This window comes from Mesorhizobium comanense (assembly GCF_005503535.1).
Classification (GTDB): Bacteria; Pseudomonadota; Alphaproteobacteria; order Rhizobiales; family Rhizobiaceae; genus Mesorhizobium; species Mesorhizobium comanense.
The window spans coordinates 158,233-180,657 of the sequence record NZ_SCNN01000004.1 but is presented as its reverse complement, the minus strand read 5'-3'; the positions used below and the strand labels follow the sequence as shown (position 1 = coordinate 180,657).

General features: G+C 63.9%; 20 protein-coding genes. 15 read left to right on the top strand and 5 right to left on the bottom strand.

From position 1 onward, the window contains the following. Nucleotides 1-158: 158 nt before the first annotated feature. Both FFS37_RS09625 and FFS37_RS09620 read left to right on the top strand, forming a co-directional pair. Complete coding sequence (locus tag FFS37_RS09625) at nucleotides 159-1,163, top strand: Bug family tripartite tricarboxylate transporter substrate binding protein (RefSeq protein ID WP_137930713.1); 1,005 nt, start codon at nucleotides 159-161, stop codon at nucleotides 1,161-1,163. Nucleotides 1,164-1,185: 22 nt separating this feature from the next. After that, complete coding sequence (locus tag FFS37_RS09620; RefSeq protein ID WP_137930712.1) at nucleotides 1,186-3,165, top strand: tripartite tricarboxylate transporter permease; 1,980 nt, start codon at nucleotides 1,186-1,188, stop codon at nucleotides 3,163-3,165. Between the two features lies 1 nt (nucleotide 3,166). Here the strand turns inward: FFS37_RS09620 and FFS37_RS09615 are convergent, their stop codons facing one another. Together FFS37_RS09615 and FFS37_RS09610 are read right to left on the bottom strand one after the other, a co-directional pair. Further along, nucleotides 3,167-4,633, bottom strand: coding sequence for a class I adenylate-forming enzyme family protein (locus FFS37_RS09615; protein WP_137930711.1), 1,467 nt, complete (start codon nucleotides 4,631-4,633; stop codon nucleotides 3,167-3,169). Continuing rightward, entirely contained in the window at nucleotides 4,630-5,685 is a 1,056-nt protein-coding gene (locus FFS37_RS09610) for a thioesterase domain-containing protein (RefSeq protein WP_137930710.1), read from the bottom strand. The genes FFS37_RS09615 and FFS37_RS09610 overlap by 4 nt, the downstream gene beginning before the upstream one ends. A gap of 225 nt (nucleotides 5,686-5,910) precedes the next feature. Between FFS37_RS09610 and FFS37_RS09605 the strand changes: the two genes are divergently transcribed. The 5 genes from FFS37_RS09605 (at nucleotide 5,911) to FFS37_RS09585 (ending at nucleotide 11,128) form a co-directional block, all read left to right on the top strand. Beyond that, nucleotides 5,911-7,239: an NAD(P)H-dependent oxidoreductase gene (locus tag FFS37_RS09605; RefSeq protein WP_137930709.1), complete on the top strand. Its 1,329-nt coding sequence runs from the start codon at nucleotides 5,911-5,913 to the stop codon at nucleotides 7,237-7,239. 2 nt (nucleotides 7,240-7,241) lie between these two features. Further along, nucleotides 7,242-8,270, top strand: coding sequence for a thiamine pyrophosphate-dependent dehydrogenase E1 component subunit alpha (locus FFS37_RS09600; RefSeq protein WP_137930708.1), 1,029 nt, complete (start codon nucleotides 7,242-7,244; stop codon nucleotides 8,268-8,270). Further along, on the top strand, nucleotides 8,270-9,268 hold the full coding sequence (locus tag FFS37_RS09595) for an alpha-ketoacid dehydrogenase subunit beta (protein WP_137930707.1): 999 nt from the start codon (nucleotides 8,270-8,272) through the stop codon (nucleotides 9,266-9,268). Before FFS37_RS09600 ends, FFS37_RS09595 begins: the two co-directional genes overlap by 1 nt. A 3-nt stretch (nucleotides 9,269-9,271) precedes the next feature. Next, a complete protein-coding gene (locus FFS37_RS09590) occupies nucleotides 9,272-10,648 on the top strand; it encodes a pyruvate dehydrogenase complex dihydrolipoamide acetyltransferase (RefSeq protein WP_137930706.1) in 1,377 nt (458 codons plus the stop codon). 111 nt (nucleotides 10,649-10,759) lie between these two features. Continuing rightward, nucleotides 10,760-11,128, top strand: coding sequence for a hypothetical protein (locus tag FFS37_RS09585; protein WP_137930705.1), 369 nt, complete (start codon nucleotides 10,760-10,762; stop codon nucleotides 11,126-11,128). A gap of 32 nt (nucleotides 11,129-11,160) precedes the next feature. Here the strand turns inward: FFS37_RS09585 and FFS37_RS09580 are convergent, their stop codons facing one another. Next, a complete protein-coding gene (locus FFS37_RS09580; RefSeq protein ID WP_137930704.1) occupies nucleotides 11,161-12,132 on the bottom strand; it encodes a sugar-binding transcriptional regulator in 972 nt (323 codons plus the stop codon). Between the two features lie 262 nt (nucleotides 12,133-12,394). Here FFS37_RS09580 and FFS37_RS09575 point away from each other — a divergent pair, with 262 nt between their 5' ends. The 6 genes from FFS37_RS09575 to FFS37_RS09550 all read left to right on the top strand — a co-directional run bounded on the left by FFS37_RS09575 (nucleotide 12,395) and on the right by FFS37_RS09550 (nucleotide 19,456). Then, nucleotides 12,395-13,381, top strand: coding sequence for an ABC transporter substrate-binding protein (locus FFS37_RS09575; protein WP_137930703.1), 987 nt, complete (start codon nucleotides 12,395-12,397; stop codon nucleotides 13,379-13,381). Nucleotides 13,382-13,447: 66 nt separating this feature from the next. Then, nucleotides 13,448-15,151, top strand: a complete 1,704-nt coding sequence (locus FFS37_RS09570) for an ABC transporter permease (RefSeq protein ID WP_137930702.1) — start codon at nucleotides 13,448-13,450, stop codon at nucleotides 15,149-15,151. After that, nucleotides 15,139-16,218, top strand: a complete 1,080-nt coding sequence (locus tag FFS37_RS09565; RefSeq protein WP_137930701.1) for an ABC transporter ATP-binding protein — start codon at nucleotides 15,139-15,141, stop codon at nucleotides 16,216-16,218. Before FFS37_RS09570 ends, FFS37_RS09565 begins: the two co-directional genes overlap by 13 nt. Continuing rightward, entirely contained in the window at nucleotides 16,218-17,384 is a 1,167-nt protein-coding gene (locus FFS37_RS09560) for an MBL fold metallo-hydrolase (protein ID WP_137930900.1), read from the top strand. Before FFS37_RS09565 ends, FFS37_RS09560 begins: the two co-directional genes overlap by 1 nt. Further along, nucleotides 17,381-18,136 carry a 5'/3'-nucleotidase SurE gene (locus FFS37_RS09555; protein ID WP_137930700.1) on the top strand — a complete coding sequence of 252 codons (756 nt, stop codon included), beginning with the start codon at nucleotides 17,381-17,383 and terminating at the stop codon, nucleotides 18,134-18,136. Before FFS37_RS09560 ends, FFS37_RS09555 begins: the two co-directional genes overlap by 4 nt. Nucleotides 18,137-18,289: 153 nt before the next feature. Next, nucleotides 18,290-19,456, top strand: coding sequence for a DUF930 domain-containing protein (locus tag FFS37_RS09550; RefSeq protein WP_137930899.1), 1,167 nt, complete (start codon nucleotides 18,290-18,292; stop codon nucleotides 19,454-19,456). Here the strand turns inward: FFS37_RS09550 and FFS37_RS09545 are convergent. Further along, nucleotides 19,453-20,127, bottom strand: coding sequence for an HAD family hydrolase (locus FFS37_RS09545; protein ID WP_137930699.1), 675 nt, complete (start codon nucleotides 20,125-20,127; stop codon nucleotides 19,453-19,455). The two genes, FFS37_RS09550 and FFS37_RS09545, sit on opposite strands and share 4 nt — an antisense overlap. A gap of 92 nt (nucleotides 20,128-20,219) precedes the next feature. Then, nucleotides 20,220-20,861: a hypothetical protein gene (locus FFS37_RS09540; protein ID WP_137930698.1), complete on the bottom strand. Its 642-nt coding sequence runs from the start codon at nucleotides 20,859-20,861 to the stop codon at nucleotides 20,220-20,222. A 191-nt stretch (nucleotides 20,862-21,052) separates the two neighbouring features. Here FFS37_RS09540 and FFS37_RS09535 point away from each other — a divergent pair, with 191 nt between their 5' ends. After that, nucleotides 21,053-21,490 carry a transcriptional regulator GutM gene (locus tag FFS37_RS09535; protein WP_137930697.1) on the top strand — a complete coding sequence of 146 codons (438 nt, stop codon included), beginning with the start codon at nucleotides 21,053-21,055 and terminating at the stop codon, nucleotides 21,488-21,490. Between the two features lie 164 nt (nucleotides 21,491-21,654). Further along, complete coding sequence (gene srlA, locus FFS37_RS09530) at nucleotides 21,655-22,416, top strand: PTS glucitol/sorbitol transporter subunit IIC (RefSeq protein WP_137930696.1); 762 nt, start codon at nucleotides 21,655-21,657, stop codon at nucleotides 22,414-22,416. The last annotated feature ends 9 nt before the right edge of the window (nucleotides 22,417-22,425 follow it).

Genomic DNA, 22,425 nt, shown 5'->3' with positions numbered 1-22,425 from the left:
ATATGCCGCAAGCCCGATCGGGGAGCCGATGCCCGTTCGAGGCCATGGGTGCACTGTCGCAACTGTGATCTGATACCCGTATCATCCCTGAGAAAAATTCTTACCGATTTGTAAAGTCATGCGTTAGAACCGCTTTGAGGGTCCATGCGGGGGTCTATATGCTGGCTATGATTTTTCGCGCGTCGCGCGCTGTTTCCTTGCTTGTCGCCGTTCTGGCCGTTGCGATGTGCACGCAGGCGCAAGCGGTCGAATTCAAGACGATCACGATCAAGGTGGGCTATGGGCCCGGCGGCGGCTATGACCAGACGTCGCGCGTGATCGCACGTCATTTCGGCCGGTTCCTGCCCGGCAATCCGGATGTCGTCGTCCAGAACGTTCCGGGAGGCGGCAGCCTCAAGCTCACCAAGATGGTGCTGGGCAGCGAGCCCGCGGACGGAACCGTCATCGCATCGATCAGCGAGGCGATGTCCTATGCTCCGGTGCTTGACCCCCAGAACGCGAATTTCGACCCGCTTGCGCTGCAATGGATCGGTTCCCTCGTCAACGAGCCGGCCTATTGCATGACCGCAAGAAGCACCGGCATCGACACGATGGACAAGTTCCTGCAGTCGGACTTTCTGATCGGCGCGACCGGCAAGAGCAGCGTCACCTATATTTTCGCGGCACTGGTCAAGAACGGGCTGAAGGCGAAGTTCAAGATCGTCACCGGCTTCGAGGGCACCGCCGATATAGAACTGGCGATGCAGCGCGGCGAAATCGCCGGAATGTGCGGGGTCTCAAGCTACAACATCTCTGGAAACCGCGACACGCTGAACCTTATCGGCACGTTCGGCTCGGGCCCGGTCGATGGGCAGAAACCGCTTGAGCGATTTACCGCGCGCATCCAGGATCCGAAGCTGCAGGAGGCGGCCGCGCTTATCGAGACGGCCCTGCACTTCCATCATCCGCTGGTTGTTCCGCCCGACACTCCCAAGGAAACCGTCGAGGCGCTTCGCAAGGGATACATGGATATGGTCCGCGATCCCGCCTTTCTGGCCGACATCGGCAAGCTCAGCGAAATGGCCGTCAACGCCACAAGCGGCGAAGACATAAGCCGGCTTGTGTCGCGACAGTTGCAGGTGGACCCGGGGGTGTTCGAGACCGCCAGGGATCTTGTGAAATAGGTTCGGGGCGGGGCTTAGAAAGGTGGACCTGATCCTGACCGCCATCGTCGAGATGGCCCAACCATTCCGCATGCTGATGCTGGTGACCGGGGTTTTCGCCGGCCTGATTGTCGGCGTCGTTCCAGGCATTGGCGGGCTGTTCGCGATGGCCCTGCTCATCCCCATGACCTACAACATGGACGCCTACGCCGCCTTCGCGCTGTTGCTTGGCATGGGTTCGGTCAACACCACGTCGGATACCATCCCGGCGATCCTTTTCGGCGTTCCCGGCTCGGTCGGCGCCGCGGCGACGGTGCTGGACGGGCATGCCATGGCCAAGAAGGGCGAAGCCGCGCGCGCCTTCGGCGCCTCTTATTCCGCATCGATGATCGGCGGCGTGTTCGGTGCGCTGGTGCTTGCCGCGGCCATCCCGGTGATGCGGCCGCTTGTCCTCTATCTGAAGACGCCGGACTTCTTCGCGATTTGCGCCTTCGGTCTCTCCATCGTGGCGATGCTGGCGGGGAGCCAGCCGCTGAAGGGGCTGGCCGCGGCCATGTTTGGCATGCTGGCCTCGTTTGTCGGCATCGACAAGATCGCCGGCATCGACCGATGGACCTTTGGCGAAATCTATCTCTGGGATGGCCTGCCCGTGGCGCTGGTGTTTCTCGGCCTGTTCGGGCTGCCCGAGCTCGCTTCGCTGCTGCTGCGCGGTTCCATTCAGGGCAATGCCGAACGGCCAACCTATGCCGGCATGTGGCAAGGCATCATGGATACCGTGCGCGAGTGGCCGCTGGTCCTGCGATGCAGCACCATCGGCTCGCTGCTCGGTGCGGTTCCCGGCGTCGGCATCGCGGTGCTGGACTGGATCGCCTATGGCTATGCCGCGCGCCGGCCAGGATCAGGACCGAAGTTCGGCGAGGGCAATGTCAGGGGCGTCATCGCGCCCGAAAGCGCCAACAATGCCAAGGAAGGCGGCTCGCTTATTCCCACCATTGCCTTTGGCGTGCCGGGTTCGGCCTCGATGAGCATCCTGCTCGGTGCCTTCGTGGTGCATGGTCTCGTTCCGGGCCCCGACATGCTCGGCAAGAATGCTGCGCTCACCATGTCCATGGTGTTCAGCATCGCCGTGGCGAACATAGTGGGCGCGGTTACCTGCTTGGTGCTGACGCGGCCGCTGGCGCGCGTCGCGCAGGTCTCGGCGGCCATACTGGTGCCGCTGGTGGTGACCTTCATCGTGGTCGGCGCGTACCAGACCAATATGAGCGCTTTCGACTTTGCGCTGGTCATCGGCGTCGGCGCGATCGGCATGGCGATGAAGGAGCTCAACTGGCCGCGCTCGGCCTTTTCGCTTGGGTTCGTGCTTGGCCCGAGCCTGGAGAACTACTTCTTCCTTGCCTATCAGATTTCCGGCTGGTCGTGGCTTGCGCAGCCCCTGGTGCTGCTGCTGCTTGGACTGGCCGTGGTCGGGGTCATCAGGCAGACGCGATCGTGGATAAAGGCCAGAAAGGCCGGCGGTCCGTTGCCGCCCGCGCTGCCCGATATCATCGCCGGCACCGCCGTGACGTTGCTGGCACTGGCCGCACTGGTGACTGCCGTGACGGAGTTCCCCTTCGAGGCCGCCATCTTCCCCGTGATCACCGCCGGACTGCTCGCGGTCTTCTCGCTGGTCACCACTGCGCAGACGATGGTGAGGTGGCGTCGCCGGGTTCCTCACGAGCCTGAACTGCAGCCGTCCGCCGAGGCCCCGGGCGAATGGACGCCGGCTACCGAGCCGACCATGAAGGGCAATCTCGCAATTATCGGCCTGTGCCTTGCGCTTTCCGTCCTGATCCTGCTGGTCGGTCATCTGGCGGCGACGTTTGTCTTCGTTGCCGGGAGCATCGTGCTGTTGGGCGTGAAGTCGTGGCGCAAACCGCTCATCATAGCCGCCGTTACGACGGTCTTTGTTTATTCCGTCTTCGACATGCTGGCTTCACAGCCGTGGCCCACGCCCTGGCTCGGCCACGTCAATAAGATGTTTTAGGCTATTTGCGGGCCAGCGTCTCGACGAGCTGGCGGCGCAGCAGCTTGCCGTTGTCGCTGTACGGCAGTGATGCGACGAGCCGTATCTCCCGCGGCCGCCGGTCGGGCGCGATGTTGGCGCGCATGAAGGCCTGAAGTTCCTCGGCCGTCCCTTCCCTGGAGACGATGAACGCGGCGATCTCCTGTCCCATGGTCTCGTCCGCGAAACCCGCGACGGCGACATCCTGCACCTTGGGATGCGCGCGGATCAGTTTTTCCAGCTCCTGCGGCGCGACGCTGACCCCGCCGCGCACGATCATGTCGGCCTCCCGATCGACGATCGTCACGAAGCCGTCCGCGTCCAGGAAACCGATATCGCCGGGAATGCCCCAGTCCGGGCCCATGACCTGCGGATCGACGAAAAGCCGGTTGCCGGGCATCAGCACGGCTGATGCCATGGTCGGCGTCCGGGCCTTGATGAGCCCGCGTTCGCCTTGCGGCAGCACACGGCCGTCCGCGTCGAGAATCTCGATCTGGACACCGGCCACCGGCCTGCCGGCGCTTTCCGGCTTGGCCAGGATATCCAGGCCTGAAAGCGACGATATGATGCCGGTCAGGCTCGATGAGTAGCTGATGCGATATCCCGGCGAGATGTAGCGATAGGCCGCGATCTTGTCCTCGCCCCTGGCCGGTCCGCCCACGCTGTAGAGAACGGAGAGATGGGGAAGCAGGTGGGTGGCGCGTTCGCCAACCTCCTTGACCATCCGGGCTATGACCGATGGCGCCAGCGCCGTGCCGCTCGCCTGGAACGACAGCAGCGCCTCGATGAGCTCCGATGGCGTGAACAAAGGCGGGAAGAACCGGACGACACCGCCATAGAGCAGGTAGCCGAAGACCTGGTGGCGCATCGCCGAGTAGGACAGGGCCATCGGCGTCAGGAAGCGCTTGGCGGTGCCTTCCACCACGGCTTTGCGGGCAGCGATCCGCCTTGCCAGCGCCTGATGCGACTGGATATAGGCTTTCGGATCGCCGGTGGTGCCGGACGAGAAGATGAGGAAGGCTGGATTGGCATCGCTCATCGGAGCGTCGGTGCCGAAACCCGGCGCCGACGCGTCCGTTTTCCAGCCGGCGTCGAAGAGGGCGCGGGGATAAACCTCGTCGCCCGGCATGGCGCGGTTCTCGAAAATGATCTTCAGGCCGAAGTCGCGGGCCTGCCTGGCACGCTGGCTCGCGGGCGTTCGAAAGTCGATGACGACAGGAGTGGCGTTGTTTTTCCAACAGGCAAGGATGGAGAGCACCACGTCGATGTTGTCGACCATTGCCAGGCCAACACGATCGCCGGGCCCGATACCCGATGCGCTGAAATTGGCGCTCAGATGCCCGATCTGCGCCAGCGCCTGCGCATAAGTGACCTGTGACCGGTCACTGACCATCGCCACCTTGTCGCCATGGCTGGCGAAGGCCTCCAGCAGCTGCCGGCCAAAACTCATGGATTGTGCCGGGCTTCCCGCGCCGCGCCTTGCCGTTCGGCGAGGAAAGCGAGGATTTCGGCGTCGATCGCATCCATGTTGGCTTTGCGGAATTTGTTGTGCGTGCCGGGCATAACCACCGTCTTCACGCTGGCTTTGTCGGATGCCCAGCCCTTGTAGTCGGCAACCGTCGTGGCACCCCATTCCGAACTGGCGAGGATGAGGATGTCGCAGGGGTAGGATGAGGGCACGAAGCCGGCGGCCGCCTGCAGGAGCGTGCTCTTGTAGGCCTTCTTGCGCAGGTGCCGTCCAAGCCGTGTCTGTCCGAGCCCGACCGCCTTGAGCGCATCGCGCAAGATGCGCCAGTAGATCACCTTGCGGGCGATATTGCGCCGCCTGCCTTCGGTCAGCCGATCGTCCGGCATCGGCTTCAGCCAGGCCGAACCTGGCGAGGGTGGGTCGATGAGCACGATCGCCGGCCGCTTGCCGGTCGCCTCGTGGCTCAACCGGCCGACCTCGATGGCCAGCAGCCCGCCAACGCAGATACCGCCGACAATGTCGGGATGTCGGCCCGTCACAGAGGTGAGGGCCTCGAAATAATTCGAGCAGATCTCACCCATGCCGGAATAGGGCGTCTCGCCGGGCTCGGTGCCCATGCCGCGTACGGCCAAGATGGCGTATTCCTGCTTCAGCTGCCTGCTGAAGCGGTTGGCGAACAGCGCCGAGCCGGTAATGCCATGGATCATGGCGATCGGTTCGTGGCCGGTGCTGCCCGATACCGGCACGATCAGTTCGCGGGCAGGGTGCATCGGCACCAGCGAGCCGATCAGCCGGCCGAACTCGCGCGGTGTCTGTGCCTCCAGCAGGACGGAGGTCTGCAGCTTGACCCCGAACCGCTTCTGCACGGCAAGCACCAGCGTCTCGGCCATCAGCGAATCGCCGCCGAGATCGAAGAAATTGTCGTCGAGACCAACCGAGGGAACCTGCAATTCCCCGGCGAAGATGCCCGCGATCGCATGTGCCGGTCCGTCGCCCGGCGACGCGACCGGGCGCGCCCTTGGATGAACATTCATCGGAAAGCCCCTGCCGATGTTTCCATGACCTTTTACGCACAGCTGTGTCCAGGGACAACCCCACGATCCGACGGCAGGCAAAATGGCCGTCTGCATGACGGTTGCGGGTTCGTGGAATGGGAGGCGAAAGTGCGGTAATTTTGGACATTAGTCTTGACAGAAATACAGATGTTCAATACCCGTCAACCACTTGAACAAGCCTGCAATGTGGGAGGAATGAGCGGTATGGCTTCCAATATTTCGTTGACGGGGCTCGCCCGCGATCTCGATGAGCGCGGCAAATCGGGCAAGCCTATCCGCATCGGCCTGATCGGTTCGGGTGAGATGGGAACCGACATCGTCACCCGCGTCGCCCACATGTCCGGCATCGAGATCGGCGCCATTTCCGAACTCAACCTTCCCGCCGCCAGCAAGGCGGTCGACATCGCCTTCCAGGAAACCGGCCATGCGCGCGAAGTGTCGAACGCCTCGGCGATGACGTCAGCCATGGAGGCCGGCAAAGTCGCGGTCACCAACGATGCCAGCCTGGTCATCAACAACGATCTCATCGACGTCGTCATCGACGCCACCGGGGTTCCGGCTGTCGGCGCCGAGATCGGCCTGCGCGCCATGGAGCATGGCAAGCATCTGGTGATGATGAATGTCGAGGCCGACGTTACCATCGGCGCCTATCTGAAGAGCGAGGCCGACCGGCTGGGCGTCACCTATTCACTGGGCGCCGGCGACGAGCCGTCCTCCTGCATGGAGCTGATCGAGTTCGTCTCGGCGATGGGCCATCCGATCGTTGCCGCAGGCAAGGGCAAGAACAACCCGCTCAACATCGACGCGACGCCGCCCGCCTACGAGGAAGAAGCCAGGCGCCGGCACATGAATGTGCGCATGCTGGTCGAGTTCGTCGACGGCTCCAAGACCATGGTCGAGATGGCGGCGATCGCCAACGCCACCGGGCTGGTGCCCGACAAGGCCGGCATGCATGGCCCGGCCGCGACCCTTGGTGAGCTGAACAAGGTGCTGGTGCCGCAGAAGGACGGCGGCGTGCTGTCCAAAGTCGGCGTGGTCGACTATTCCATTGGCAAGGGCGTTGCGCCCGGCGTCTTCGTCGTCGCCGACATGTCGCATCCGCGCATTTCGGAGCGCATGGAGGATCTGAAGATGGGCAAGGGCCCGTACTTCACCTTCCACCGCCCCTATCATTTGACCTCGCTCGAAGTGCCGCTGACCTGCGCCCGCGTCGTGCTCTACGGCAAGGCCGACATGGTGCCGCTGGCCAAGCCGGTGGCCGAGGTCGCCGCCGTTGCCAAGAAGGACATGCAGCCGGGCGAGAAGCTCGATGCGATCGGTGAATATTGCTACCGCGCCTGGATCATGACGGCGCCGGAAGCGCACGCCGCCAGGGCCATTCCCTGCGGCCTGCTGCAGGGCGGTTCGGTGACGGCGCCGATCAAGAAGGGCGAACTCATCACCTATGCGAATGCGGCGCCCGCACCGGGCTCCAAGATCGCCGAACTGCGTGCGCGGCAGGACAAACTCGTCTACGGAACCGTGGAGGCGTGATCATGGCCACAGCCAGCAAAGCGGCCGCGGACAGCCGCGCCAACCTGCCTTTCGTCTATCGCCAGTACAGCGCCGAGCAGCTCAGGGAGGTGCTTCACAAGATGTACCTCATCCGCCGCTTCGAAGAGGGCGCGGAAGAAAGCTACATGCGTGGGCTGATCCACGGCACGATGCATCTGTCCATCGGCCAGGAGGCCAGCGCCATGGGCATCTGCATGCCGCTTGCCGAGGATGACCAGATCACCTCGACGCATCGCGGCCATGGCCACTGCATCGCCAAGGGCGCTGAGGTCAAGCGCATGTTCGCCGAGTTCTTCGGCAAGACGACGGGCTACTGCAAGGGCCGTGGCGGCTCGATGCACATCGCAGACGTCGCCAAGGGCAATCTCGGCGCCAACGGCATCGTCGGCGGCGGCATTCCGATCGCGGTCGGTGCGGCACTCTCCTCCAAGATGATGAAGACCGGCAAGGTGGTGGTCTCCTTCTTCGGCGACGGCGCCAACAATGAGGGCGCCTTCCACGAGGCGCTCAACATGGCGGCAGTCTGGAAGCTGCCTGTCATCTTCGTGTGCGAGAACAATGGCTACGGCATGTCGACCTCGACGGCCCGCTCGACCGCTGTGAAGAACATCGCCGACCGCGCCGCCGCCTATTCGATGCCCGGCGTCATCGTCAACGGCAACATCTTCTCCGAGGTGGCAGAGGCTTCGCACAAGGCTGTCGAACGGGCTCGCAACGGCGAAGGTCCGACGCTGATCGAATCCAAGACCTACCGCCATCGCGGCCATTCCAAGAGCGACCGCAACCGCTATCGCACCAAGGAAGAGATCGAGGACTGGATGTCGAACCGCGACCCGATCACGCTGTTCGAGAGCGAGTTGCGGGAATTCGGCTTCATCGACGACAGGGGCATCGAGGCCATTCGCGAAGCGGTGGCGAAGGAAATCGCCGACGGCATCGAATTCGCCAAGGCGAGCCCGTCGCCCGACGTCAGCGAGACTGGAAATTATGTTTATACGGAGCAGGCGTGATGGACGCGATGGTGCGTGAACTGAGCTACGCCCAGGCGATCCAGGAAGCCATGGCGATCGCCATGGACATGGACGAGCGCGTCTTCCTGATGGGCGAGGACATCGGCGTCTATGGCGGCGCCTTCCAGGTGACCGGCGACCTGGTCGACCGCTATGGCGCCGACCGGGTGCTGGACACGCCGATCTCGGAACTGGGCGGCGCCGGCGTCGCGGTGGGCGCGGCCGTCACCGGCATGCGGCCGATCTTCGAGTTCCAGTTCTCCGATTTCGCCACGCTCGCCATGGAGCAGATCGTCAACCAGGCGGCCAAGATGCGCTTCATGCTGGGCGGCGAGGTTTCCGTGCCCGTGGTGATGCGTTTTCCCGCGGGTTCCGGCACGGGTGCCGCCGCGCAGCACAGCCAGAGCCTGGAAGCTTGGCTCGGCCATGTGCCGGGCCTGAAGGTCATCCAGCCGGCGACACCCTATGATGCCAAGGGCATGCTGCTCGCGGCCGTCGCCGATCCTGATCCGGTGATGATCTTCGAACACAAGCTGCTCTACAAGGCGAAAGGCCCGGTGCCCGAAGGCTACTACACCGTGCCGATCGGCAAGGCCGACATCCGCCGCGAGGGCCGGGATCTCACCATCGTCGCGACCTCGATCATGGTGCAGAAGGCGCTGGACGCCGCCGCCACGCTGGAAGCCGAAGGCATCGACGTCGAAGTCGTGGACCTCCGGACCATTCGGCCGATGGACAAGCAGACCGTCATCGACAGCGTCAAGAAGACGTCGCGGCTGATGTGCGTCTACGAAGCGGTCAAGACGCTGGGCATCGGCGCCGAGGTCAGCGCGATGATCGCCGAGAGCGAGGCGTTCGACTATCTCGACGCGCCGATCGTGCGTCTGGGCGGCGCCGAGACGCCGATCCCCTACAATCCGGAGCTCGAAAAGGCCACCGTGCCGCAGGTTCCCGACATCATCGCCGCCGCGCGCGACCTCGTGAAAGGGGTTCGCTGATCCATGCCGACCGAAGTCATTCTTCCCAAGGTCGACATGGATATGGCGACCGGCCAGATTTCGCGCTGGTTCGCCACGGAAGGTCAGCAGGTCAAGAAGGGCGACGTGCTGTTCGAGATCGAGACCGACAAGGCGGCGATGGAGATCGACGCTCCGGCCAGCGGCATCTTGCGCGATGTGACCGGCAAGGAAGGCGTCGACATCGCGGTCGGCGCGCCCGTTGCTTGGATCTATGCCGACGGCGAGGCTTATGGGGCCAAGCAAGATTTGACGCCAATCTCCCCCCTTGTGGGGGAGATGTCGGCGAAGCCGACAGAGGGGGGCGCTGTCCCTCCAGCCTCTCATTCTGTCGCGCCCCCCTCTGCCCTGCCGGGCATCTCCCCCACAGGGGGGGAGATCGGCCAGTCGCCGTCGGGCGGACGCGCGACACCGTTGGCTCGTCGTCTGGCCCGTGAAGCGGGCATTGCCCTCGCCAGCATCGCCGGAACCGGCCCGCATGGCCGCGTGGTCAAGGCGGATGTCGAGGCGGCGGTTGCCGGCGGCGCAAAGGCTGCGCCCGAAGCCAAGGCGCCGCCCGCTGAGGTTCCAACGACCACCGCTCCCGCACCGGCCAAGCCGATGTCGGACGATCAGGTGCTTCGCCTGTTCGAGGAAGGCTCCTACGAGCTCGTGCCGCATGACAATATGCGCAAGACCATCGCGCGCCGTCTGGTCGAAGCAAAGTCGACCATCCCGCATTTCTACCTGACGCTCGACTGCGAACTCGATGCGCTCTTGGCGCTGCGTTCGCAGTTGAATGCCGCGGCTCCGATGAAGAAGACCGGCGAGCAGTCCAACGGGGGCGAGGCGCCCGTCTACAAGCTGTCGGTCAACGATATGGTGATCAAGGCGATGGCGATTGCGCTAAAGGCGGTGCCGGATGCCAATGCCTCGTGGACCGAAAGCGCCATGGTCAAGCACAAGCACGCCGATGTCGGCGTGGCCGTGTCGATCCCGGGCGGGCTGATCACGCCGATCATCCGGCATGCGGATGAAAAGACGCTGTCCACCATCTCCAACGAGATGAAGGACCTGGCCAGCCGCGCGCGCAGCCGCAAGCTGAAGCCGGAGGAGTACCAGGGCGGCACCACGGCGGTGTCGAACCTTGGCATGTTCGGCATCAAGGACTTTGCCGCCGTCATCAACCCGCCGCATGCGACGATCCTGGCGGTCGGCGCCGGCGAGGAGCGGGCGGTGGTCAAGAACGGCGAGATCAAGATCGCAACGGTCATGTCGGTGACGCTGTCGACCGACCATCGCGCCGTCGATGGCGCGCTGGGGGCCGAGCTGCTGGTCGCCTTCAAGAGCCTCATTGAAAATCCGATGGGCATGCTCGTCTAGCCATAAGGCATTAGCCGGCGCCAATGTTGCGCCGGCTCACGACAGAAACGACTTGTCAGGCGCCGACCCTTGACCCATGTTCTTGATGGAACGCGATCAAGGGAGGCCCGCATGCCCGCATTCGACCCGTCCGACGTCAAAACCCTGTTCGGCAAGGTCATGGGCGCGTCGCCGTCCGACATCAAACTGGTGGCGCAGCGTCTGCACGATCATGCATTCGAGCCGCGCATGTCGGCGCAAGAGACCAAGCAGCTTGTCGCCAGCCTTGGATTTGAGAGCCTGGATGCGTTCTGCGCCGATATCGGCCTGCCCGCGCACATCGCCGAGCGGTGGAGCCGGTTCGGCGTTTCCGGCGAGATGAAGCAGGTGTTCACGCTGCTGGCGGCCCAGCGCAAGCGGGTGGCCGAGGCGATCGCCGAATTCGAATCCATGACCCATGTCGGCGTCGAGGACTTTTTGCGCGACCGCGGCCTGATCTAAAACCGAACTCAGAAATTCGAATCGAAGCCGTCTCAGCCGCCTTTGGCCAACAGTGCCGCGGCGGTGTCGCTGTCGGTGATCAGCACATTGGTGCTGACGGCCTTCAGCGCCGCGAGGATCGCCGCCACCTTGCGTTTCCCGCCGGCGGCCAGCACGACATTGGGCACCTTGCCGACGACATCGAGATCGATGGCCATGACCCGGCCGTTGACCTCGTGGTCGACCAGGCGCCCGGCGGTGTCGACGAAAAAGCACAGCATGTTGGCGACCGCGCCCCTCGCCTTGAGCGGTGCGATCAGCGATGACGGAACAATGCCGTGCCGGAAGATCGTGGCATCGGGCGACATGTCGCCGACGGTGAGCAGCGCTATGTCGGCGGCAGCCGCGCGCCGCTGCACGTCTTGCAGTGTGGGTTGCGCCCAAAGCAGATCGCGCAGCGCAGGATCGTCCACGGTTACCGGTGCGGTGATCTGGTAGCTGTCGACCTCGAAAACGTCGGCGACCTTCGCCGCGACGATCGAGGGGTTGATCCATTGAGAATGCGGCAGGCTGCCGACGAGCGCGACCACGGAAGCGCGTTTCAATTGCCGGCGGGCAAGGAAGCCCAGGCTGGAGTGCAGCGTGGCGCCGCCGCCGATGGCGAGCGTCATGCCGTCCTGCATCTGTTCGCCGAGATAGGCAGCGACGGCATGGCCGATCGCCTTTTCCAGATGCTCATGCGCCGAAGGCGTGGGGACGACGACGGCGGCATCGAGGCCCCAGCGCCTTTCCAGGTCCCTTTCGAGCGCCACCTGTTCGGCAGTTGGCGCATTGATCATGGTAACGACGATGCCTTCGGCCGTGCAGGCGGCGAGTGTCCGCATGACCTTCACCCTGGAGACATCGAGCTTTTCGGCGATCTGCTCCTGCGTGAGGCCTTCGACGTAATAGAGCCAGGCGGTCTTCACATTCAGGTCGGACGAAACCATCGGCAGGCGGGCCGGTCGGGGCTTTTGCGTGGACATAGGTTCTCATCCCTCATGAGTCCTGGCGGGGGCGCTGCCGACATCGGAGAAACGCCGGCCTTGTGTCAACTGGATGCCGGATCGCGGCTTGATGGATTGTGGCACATCTCTGTTCATTTGTAATTGACATTGAACATATGAACATATTTTGTGGGTTTCACGCGCTGTGTCATCCACCAGTCATATGCGCCGTGCAGGGAGGAAGAGACGGGGTATCGGCCTGGGGCCGGTCCGGTCGTGCACAGACAAGACAGGAGGTCTCATGAAGACGCACTTCATCACGCTGCTGGCCAGCCAGCTGGCGCTCGCGGCGGCTTTGTTTGCCGGCGTGGCAAACGCCGAAACACTGACGCTCTACACATCCCAGCCCGAAGCCGACGCGGCCAAGACCGTGGAGGCCTTCAAGAAGGCGCAGCCCGGCATCGATGTCACCATCTATCGCTCGGGAACCAGCGACATCCTGACCAAGATGGCGGCGGAGTTCGCCGCCGGCAGCCCGCAGGCCGACGTGCTGTTGATCGCCGACGCGGTCTCGATGGAACTGCTGAAGAAGGATGACCGTCTGATGGCCTATCCAGAGGCCAAGCTCGACGGCATCGAGGCCGATGCCTATGACGCCGGCAAGACCTATTTCGGCAGCAAGCTGATCACCACCGGCATCGTCTACAACACCGCGGCGGCCGAAAAGCCGCAGCATTGGGCCGATCTGGCCAAGCCGGCCTATGCCGATGGCCTGGTGATGCCGAGCCCGCTCTATTCGGGTGCGGCCGCCTATCTGCTGTCGGGCTTCGCGGGCGACAGCAATTACGGCTGGGACTTCTTCCAGAAGCTGAAGACCAACAACACCGTCAGCGTGCGCGGCAATGGCGCGGTGCTGAAATCGGTGGCGTCGGGCGAGAAGCCCTATGGCATCCTCGTCGACTTCATGGCGATGAACGCCAAGAAGAAGGGTTCGCCGGTCGAGTTCGTGTTCCCCAGTGAAGGCGTGCCCGCCGTGACCGAGCCGGTGGCCATCATGAAGACCGCCAAGAATGTCGACGGCGCCAAGAAGTTCGTCGACTTCATTCTGTCTGACGAAGGCCAGAAGCTGGCGCTGTCGATGGGTTACCTGCCGGCGCGCGCTTCGGTCGGCCGTCCCGAATGGCTGCCGGAAGGTGTCAAGGTCAAGGTGATGCCGTTCGACACCAAGGCGATCGTCGCCAAAACCGACGCCGACAAGGCGAAGTTCCAGGAACTGTTCGGCGGCTGAGCCGTCAATGACGGCGGGATGCCGGCCGGCCGGCATCCCGCTCGCCTCGACCCAGGAAACACAATCATGCCCACACGAGTGAGGGAGAGCCGGGGCCAGGAAATGGCCCTGACCGTGGCGGTGGCCATCGTCATTGTCCTGCTTTCCCTGTTGCCGATGCTGCGCCTGATCAAGGAGATCGTGGCGCCCGGCGGCACCCTGTCGACAATAGCGGTCGAAGCCGGATTGCGAAGCCCGGCGACGTGGATCGCGACCTGGCACACGCTGGTCGTCGGCATCGGCGGTACATTGCTCGCCGTGCTGTCGGGAACCCTGGTGGCTGTGCTGGTCTCGCTGACCGACATACGCGGCCGCGGCGCCCTGGTGCTGTGCTACGTCATGCCGCTGATGATCGCCCCGCAGGTGACGGCGCTGGCCTGGCTGCAACTGTTTGGACCGGCAAGCCCGTTTCTCAAGCTTTTCGGGGCGGCGCCGCCGCTCGGCACGAAAAATCCGCTCTATTCGACCTCGGGCATCATCCTGCTGCTCGGTGTGCAGTATGGGCCGCTGGTGTTCCTGCTGGTGCGCGCGGGCCTGCGCAAATTGCCGCGCGAACTGGTCGAGGCGGCACGCGCCGGCGGCGCGAACTGGTTCACCGTGCTGGTCACCATCGTGTTGCCGCTGATGACGCCTTCGATCATGGCGGCCGCGGCATTGGCCTTCGTCTCCTGTGTCGGCAATTTCGGCATTCCGGCTTTCCTCGGCATTCCGGCCAACTATCTCGTGCTGCCCACGCTCATCTACCAGAAGCTGGCCGGCGGCGGCCCGGCGGTGCTCGGTGAGACGGCGTTCCTGTCGGTGCTGATCGGCGTCATCGCCATGGCCGGCATCCTTGCCCAGGAAGTGATGAGCCGCCGGCGCGACTACCGCATCTCCTCCACCTCGCTGCCTGCCGAGCCCTATGAACTGGGCGGCTGGCGGCCCGTCGTCCAGGCCGGCATGTGGCTGCTGATCCTGCTGGTGCTGGTGCTGCCGCTGTTCGGTCTGGTGCTGACGTCGCTCGTGCCGGGCTACGGCATCGCGCTTACGGGAAAGACCGCGACGCTCGACAATTACCGCTTCGTGCTGTTCGAACACGATGCCGCCAGGCGCGCCTTCTTCAACAGCTTCTGGCTGTCGATCGCGGCCGCCTTCTTCGCGGTCATCGTCGCCGTCCCGGTCGGCTATCTCATCGCCTGGGGCAAGCAGCGCTGGGTGCGGCTGCTCAACCTGTCGGTCGAACTGCCCTATGCCTTGCCGGGTGTGGTGCTGGCAATCGCTTCGCTGCTGCTTTTCCTGCGGCCCATCCCGCTCACCGGCATCCAGCTCTACAACACGGTCTGGATCATCCTCTACGCCTATCTCGCCCGCTTCCTGGTGCTGGCGCTGCGGCCGACGATCAGCGGCTACCACCAGATCGACCGGGCACTCGAGGAGGCCGCGCAGGTGGCGGGCGCGGGTCTGTTCACGCGCATGCGCACGATCGTCTTTCCGCTTGTGGCGCCGGCGGCCGTTGCCGGCGGCCTGCTGATCTTCATGACGGCGCTCAGCGAGCTCACCGTCTCGGCGCTGCTGTGGTCCTCGGGGTCCGAGACCATCGGCGTGGTGATGTTCTCCTTCGAACAGGGCGGCGATTCCAACTATGCGGCGGCGATGTCGGTCATCACGGTCGCGGTCACCTTCGGGCTGATGCTGGTGACCAATCTGCTTGCCCCTCATCTTCCAAGCGGAGTTCTGCCATGGCGAGATTGACCCTGGACCATGTGACCAAGAGCTTCGCCGATTTCGATGCGGTCAAGGATGTCTCGATCGACGTCGCCGACGGCGAGTTCCTGGCGGTGCTCGGGCCTTCCGGCTGCGGCAAGACGACATTGCTGCGCCTAGTTGCCGGTTTCGAGAAAGTGAGTTCAGGCGAAATCCGCATCGGCAGCGACGTCGTGTCGAACAGCGGCGGCGGCGTTGCGCCGGAGAAGCGCCGGGTCGGCATCGTTTTCCAGAACTATGCGCTGTGGCCGCATATGACGGTGGCCGAGAATATCGGCTATTCGCTGAAGGTGGCCAGGCTCGACAAGGCCGTCGCTCGCCAGAAGGTGGAAGACGCGCTGGCCCTGGTCAACCTGCAGGGACTGGGCGAGCGCCGGCCCGCCAACCTCTCCGGCGGTCAGCGGCAGCGTGTCGCGCTGGCGCGCTGTCTTGTCGCCGCGCCTTCGCTGGTGCTGTTCGACGAGCCTCTGGCCAATCTCGACGTGCATCTGAGAGCCTCGATGGAGGATGAGTTCGCCGCCTTCCACAAGCGTTCGGGCACCACCATCGTCTACATCACCCATGACCAGGCCGAAGCAATGGCTCTAGCCGACCGCATCGCGGTGATGGACCATGGCCGGCTGGCGCAGCTTGCGACACCGCGCGAACTCTATCATGAGCCGGCAAATGAAATGGTGGCCTCCTTCATTTCCCAGGGCATCCTGCTGCCGGCCGATGTGCTCAGCGGGGAGGAGGCGGGCCATTGCAGGGTGCGGGTGCTCGGAACCGAACTCGTGGTCCGCTGCCGGCTTGGCGAACGGCCCCGTACCGGCGCCAAGATCTGCTGCCGCTCCGCCGATCTCGAAGCGTCGGCCGATGTCTCCGGCTTCGACGGTCTGGTCAAGCGGGTGGTCTATCAGGGCGGCGCGGCGCGGATCGAATTCACGCCCACTGCCGGCCCTGGCCTCACCCTGCATTTCGAGCAGCCGGACCCGGTCCTCCTGGAAAGCGGATCCCAGGCGCGGCTGCGCGTGAAATCCGGCTGGCTGATCCCGGCGGCAGGGACATCATCGTGATGATGCTGGACCTGCTCGGCGGCTTCGGGGAAAAGGGCCGCACCAGCGTTGCCGTGAGCAGCGGCGGGGACCGTATCCTCCTCGACGCCGGCATCAGGGTGGGAGCCTCGGGGCCGGCCTACTATCCCGCACTTGAAGGTTCGGCGGCAGACATCGATGCGCTTTTCATCTCGCACGCGCATGAAGATCACGTCGGCGCGCTGAGCTGGCTGTTGTCGCGTGGTTACGCCGGCCCGATCTTCATGACGGCGGAGACCCGCGATGAGGCCCCGGCCACGCTTGCCGCCTATGCCGATGCCGGAGACCTGAGCCGATTTCCTTTTCCGGGAGACCGCATCGAGCTGTTTGAACCCGGAGATATGCTCAAGATCGGCAATCTCACGATCAGCACCGGACGATCGGGGCATGTCGTCGGCGGCGTCTGGTTTGCCGTCGACGATGGCGACAGCCGGGTCGCCTATTCGGCCGATGTGGTGCCCGACAGCAACGTGTTCGTCATGGACAGGATTCCGAATTGCGATCTTCTCATTCTCGACGCTTCCTATGGCGCCGACCCGATCGCGGGGGCTGCGCGGGCGCGACAGATTTCCGAATGGGTAGCCCGGCATCCGCAGGGGTGCCTGCTGCCGACGCCCTTGTCCGGCCGGTCGCTGGAGCTGATCGCGGCCTTGCCTGGCCCCTTCGCCATCCATGCCAGCATGCGCTCGTCGCTGCAGGCGCAGATCGATGCCTCGGCATCCCTGTTGCCGGGCGTTCCGGGCATTCTGCGCCATCGCCTCGCGGAAGCGCCCGATTGGACCGACGTCGATCCTTTGCCGGCACTGCCGCTGCTGGCCGACGACGGCATGGGCGAAGCCGGCCCGTCGTCGCGCCTGCTGCCTCGTGCGGGGGAGGCGGGCTATCCGGTCTTGCTCACCGGACACCTGCCGGCGGGCTCCCCGGGCGACTTGCTGCACGCGGCCGGCCGGGCGGATTGGGTGCGCATGCCCACGCATCCCACCCTGTCCGGCAATGTCGGCATCTGGGAGAAGGCCGGCCGGCCGGCGGCGCTTGGACATTCCTGCGCGCCCGACCTTCTCGATGAGCTGAAGAGCCATATCCCGTCGCTGCTTACGAACTATCGCACGGGCCAGCGGATCGCGGTGCCGCAAGGGAGCAATCCATGAGAATCCTGATCTGCAACGATGACGGCATAGAAGCGCCGGGACTGGCCCGACTGGTCAATGCCGCCAGCGACCTGAGCGATGATGTCTGGGTGGTTGCGCCCGAAGGCAAGCGGACGGCTGCCGGCTCGTCGCTGACCATTGCAAGGCCATTGACGATGCGGCGCGTCGGGCCCAACTGGTATTCCTGCTCGGGCACGCCCGCCGACTGTGTGGTGAGCGCGATGGCATGGCTGTTCGCCGATGCGATGAAACCCGACCTGGTGCTTTCGGGCGTCAATGACGGCCGCAACGTCGCCGAAGACCTTGCCTATTCCGGCACGCTCGGCATTGCCCGGGAGGCGAGCTTCTGGGGCGTTCCCGCCATCGGCTTCTCGCGCGTGAAAAATCCCGATTTTACCGATGCCGATGACGGATGGCTCGGAGCACTGATCGCCTCATTGTGGCACTCGCGCGCCGATTGGGTTGCCGAAGGGCATTGGCTGAGCGTCAATCTGCCGGCCGCTCTGCCGGCCGAAATCAGGCAGCCGGCCATCGGCCGCGACAAGATCGCCCGGAGCGCGCAGATCGTGGAAAGCGGCGGCGACCGCACGGTGATTACGGTCCCGCGCGGACGCGCGCATGCTAGTGAGCCAGGCGACGAGAATGAAGCGATCGATGCTGGCTTCGTCGGCATCAACCGGTTGAACTGGTTTGGCGAAACGCGGCTGGACGAGGGGCTCCTGGACGGGATTCAGCGCAACGAAGCCAGCTGATTTCAGGTTTGGCTCGTCGAGCCGATTGAATGGCGCCAGCGCTTTGGAGGCGCGGCCCGCGAGACCGCAGATCACCAAGCTGTCAGCGGCCAAATTGCGTCAATCCAATGCTTATGCTTGAAGCTGCCGCTTTTTCATTCCACATCGGTCAGGATGAAGGGCGAGACAGGAGAACGGCGTCAGAATCTGTTGTGGGGCATCCCCGCATCGCTGCTCCTGCATGCGCTTTTCGTGGTGGCCCTGGTATACGGCGTACGCACGCCCCCCACACAACCTCAGCAGGACGAGCCGGTCAATGTCGCGCTGGTGCCTCCGCCGGAGCAGCCAAAGCCGAAACCTGTTCCCCCGCCGCCACCCAAGCCCAAAGCCGAAAAGCCGCCGGAACAGAAGGTCGAAAAACCGCCCGAGCCGCCGCCCAAACCCGTGAACATTCCGGTTCTGAAGCCTGTTTTCCAGTATGGCAAGAAGGATACCGGGCCCGAGAAATCTCTCGACGGCGGCAGCGCTCAAGCCAATGCGCCTTCGCCGGCCAAGGATGAGGCTGCGAAGCCGCCTATTACACCGACACCCACGCCGGCCCGGCCCGCCCCGGCTGCAACGCCAGAGCAGAAGGCAGAGCCGAGCAAGCCCGACGAGAAGCCGGCAACCGCCCCGCCGGACGAAAAGCCTGTGCAAAGCGAGGATAAGCGGCCGACTGAGGATGCCGACAAACAGCAGCCGGACAAAGAGGAACCCGCGCCGCAACCCGCCGAAAAGCAAGCGGTTGCGGAGCCAAAGCCATTAGCAGCCGAGACCGGCGACAAGCCGGCGCCTCCAGCCTCGACTGCCAAGGCAAAACCCAAACCAGCCAAGACAATGGCATTCAAACCGGCAAGAGCCTTCAAAGCCCCAAGCGGGAAAGCAGGGAAATCAAACCCTACCAGCAACGACGTTGCAGGATCGCCGATGTATTCCGGTCTTCCGGGCGTCAGAAAGCTGTTCTCGCAAGGAGCAACCGGCGATGCGTTGGCGACAAGCTCCATGGATAATGTGCCGCGCGGTCAGCGCGTGGCCAATCTTTGCGGCAACGTTCTGAGCCAGGAATTGCAAGGAGCCGACTATTCGATCAAATGGGTACCAACCATTACCCTGGACAAAGGTAATGTTCTTAATCCGCCGCAGGCGGCCTTCAGCACCAGAAACACCTGGTACAATCTAAACTTCCGGTGCGAAGTCGACGCGGATGCGACGAGGGTCCTATCCTTCAACTTCCGTGTGGGCTCATTGGTCCCGCCTGGCGAATGGGCCAGCCGTGGATTCACCAAGTATCCGCTGAATTAAGCCGGCACGCCAAGACCAGCCAATTGCCGGCTGATCTCATGCCAGTCCGGGCAGACGAAATCGGCGCCGGCCGCCTTCAGCCGCTCGGCGTGCTCGGGATAGGTGTGGCCACCGCCGGTGTAGCCGATCGCCGTCATGCCGGCGGCCGCCGCGCCCTGGATGCCGAAGGGCGAATCCTCGATCACGATGCAGTCGGCGGGGTTGGCGCCCATCCGGGCCGCCGCGAAGAGGAAGATGTCGGGCGCCGGCTTGCCGTTCTTGACCATGGAGGAACTGTAGATCGCGTCCCCGAAAAACCGCGCCAGCCCGGTGACGGCCAGGCTGTGGTTGATGCGCTCGACAGAGGATGACGAGGCAACGCAGCGGTCACAGGCAAGTTTGGCGAGGAACGAGGCGATGCCCGGCGTCGGCTTCAGCTCCTCGGAGAAGACAGCCTTGGTCTCGGCCCAGATATCGCCATCGGCCTCGGCGGGAAACTGGTGGCCGGTCAACTCCTTGATCTTCACGATGATATCGGCCTGCTTCATGCCGATGCACTGGGCGATGATCCCGTTATGAACACCGGGCATGCCGTGCTTTTCATAGACGCGCTCATAGGCCCTGGCGGCCAGGGGTTCGCTGTCGACGAGGACGCCGTCGCAATCGAAAATGATAGGTCTTGATCGCGCCACGCGCTTCTCCCGGAAGTCAAATTTCGCACATCGCTATCGATAAAAAGTCAAATGTTCAATAGCGGGATAGCGGTTGTACGGGGCGGCGGGGCCTAGAGCTGGCGCAGCGCATCGCTGGCACGGGCGGATCCGAGTGCCCGTTGCATGGCCTGGCGCGATTGCGCGCGGTCGGGCGTGATCCAGTTGGGCTCGGCGCCCAGGAAGCGGTCCAGGAAAGCCACGGCATAGGCCGGCATCTCGGTGACGTTCTCGCGATAGGACCACCAGGTGCGCAGATCGTCGGCGCATTTGTCGATGCCGGGCGCGGAGCCGAATTCCTGCTCGTGGATCGCCGAAATTACGGAAACGCAGTAGTTGGTGTAGAGGAAGCCCTCCGGCCAGAAACGGATGATCTCCAGCGTGCCGGCATTCTCTCCCGTTTCGATGAGCCCTGTGAGGCCGGAGACTTCCCTGGCCGGCGCCTGTTTGATCAACTCTCGCAGCACGAGCCCGGCGGCAAAGACGATGAAGTCGGCGCGGTCGATCGCGGCGAAGCGCTTCTGCGCCTCCATGATCTCGACCCAGTCGAGAAAGGCTCGTGTGAGCCGCGCCTCGTCGATCTCGAAACGCACGCCGAATGTATCGGAGACCACCTTCGCGCTGCCGCGGAACGTGGCGCGAAACCAGCGCAATTGGCGCAGCCGGTGCCGCAGGTCGGGCATGAGGGCCAATTCATCCCTGAAGGGCAGTTCCATGTCTCTCATCCCGTTTCGGACAGGCTAGCACAGCCGCGGCGCCACCGAAATCCGCCGATGGCCTGTGGATGACCGTGTCGGGTGCCAATATCATACATATTGACATTCTCGGAAACAAATGTTCTCACTTTGCTGTTGTCTCGCATCGGTCCAAGGTGCGGGTTCAACGCAAGCTTCGGGAGGAGAACTGGATGGCGATCTGGCAGTGGGCACTGCTTCTGCTGGTTATTGTGTGGGCGCTGCAGTCGCTCGGTGTCTGGCTGCAGATGCGGCACTATTCGGATGTCTTCCGGGGCGTCACCGACCAGTACAAGGACGGCTTCGTCGGAGCCGGCAATTTTCGCGGCCGGCTGGCCAAGGGCACCATCGCGCTCGTCGTGGTGACGCCTGACCTGATCGTGCGCCGCATGATGGTGATGAGCGGCCGCTCCGTCTTCACCAAGTTCAAGAGATTTCAAGAATTCGAGGGGGTCTCCCTCGATCGACTCCGGTCCAATCCTGCAATCATGGGAGAGGGGGAACCCGGTGTGGCCGAGGCCGTGAAACGGGCGATCGAACAGATCGACAAAGCACGGTCGGAGCCGGGCAAGAAGCCGGGCCTATCCGGTTTGAATGTAGCAAGGGCCTAGAGTCGGATGATTTCAGATCCAGTCGATCTGAATCTGAATCCGCCTCTGAATCAAAGGGATAGAGCATGAAGTCGTCCGAAAACCGCTTCGCACTTTTCGGCATCATGCTCTGAGGACGCCGCGCACCGACTGGGATCAACCGGCGGGCGGCATAAGGAGGAGAAATGTCTGTATTTTCGTTGTTGGCGCAGCATGCCGACCTGGCCGTTCACAATTTGCATGTGGCGGGCACGATGGTCTCGGATGCTGCTTTGCATGGCAAGCTCGCCGTCGAGCATGCTTCCGACCATCTCGTTGTGCTGGCCCAGGCCGACAGCGGGCCGATCACCGTCGATCAGTTCAAGGAGAAGCTGAAGGACGTCCAGCAGGAAGAGCAGCTGGGCTGGCTGACCGCCATCGGCAAGTACTTCATCGGCATCTTCCAGAAGGGCGGCGAAGTGTTCGCCGGCTTCGTCACCGGCATCATCCCGACGCTGGTGGTGCTGATGACCGCCTTCTACGCCGTCACCGAACTGGTCGGCGAAGAGCGCGTCCACGGCCTGGCGCGCGGCGCCGGCAGGATCGCGCTGACGCGCTATACGCTGCTGCCGCTGCTGGCGGTTTTCTTCCTCACCAACCCGATGGCCTACACGTTCGGGTCGTTCCTGGAGGAAAAGCACAAGCCCGCCTTCTATGACGCGGCCGTGTCCTACGTGCATCCGCCGCTCGGCCTGTTCCCGCACATCAACCCGGGCGAATATTTCGTCTGGGGCGGCATTCTCGTCGCTCTGCTCGAGCTCGAGAAGAAGGGCGTCGTCGTTGCCGGTTACCACGTCAAGGTGGCGATCTGGTACGCCATCGTCGGCCTCGTCGTCATCCTGCTCAAGGGCATGCTGACCGAGCGCATCACCGCCATCATGGCACGCCGCCAGGGCGTCGAGCTCTAAGGGCGGGGA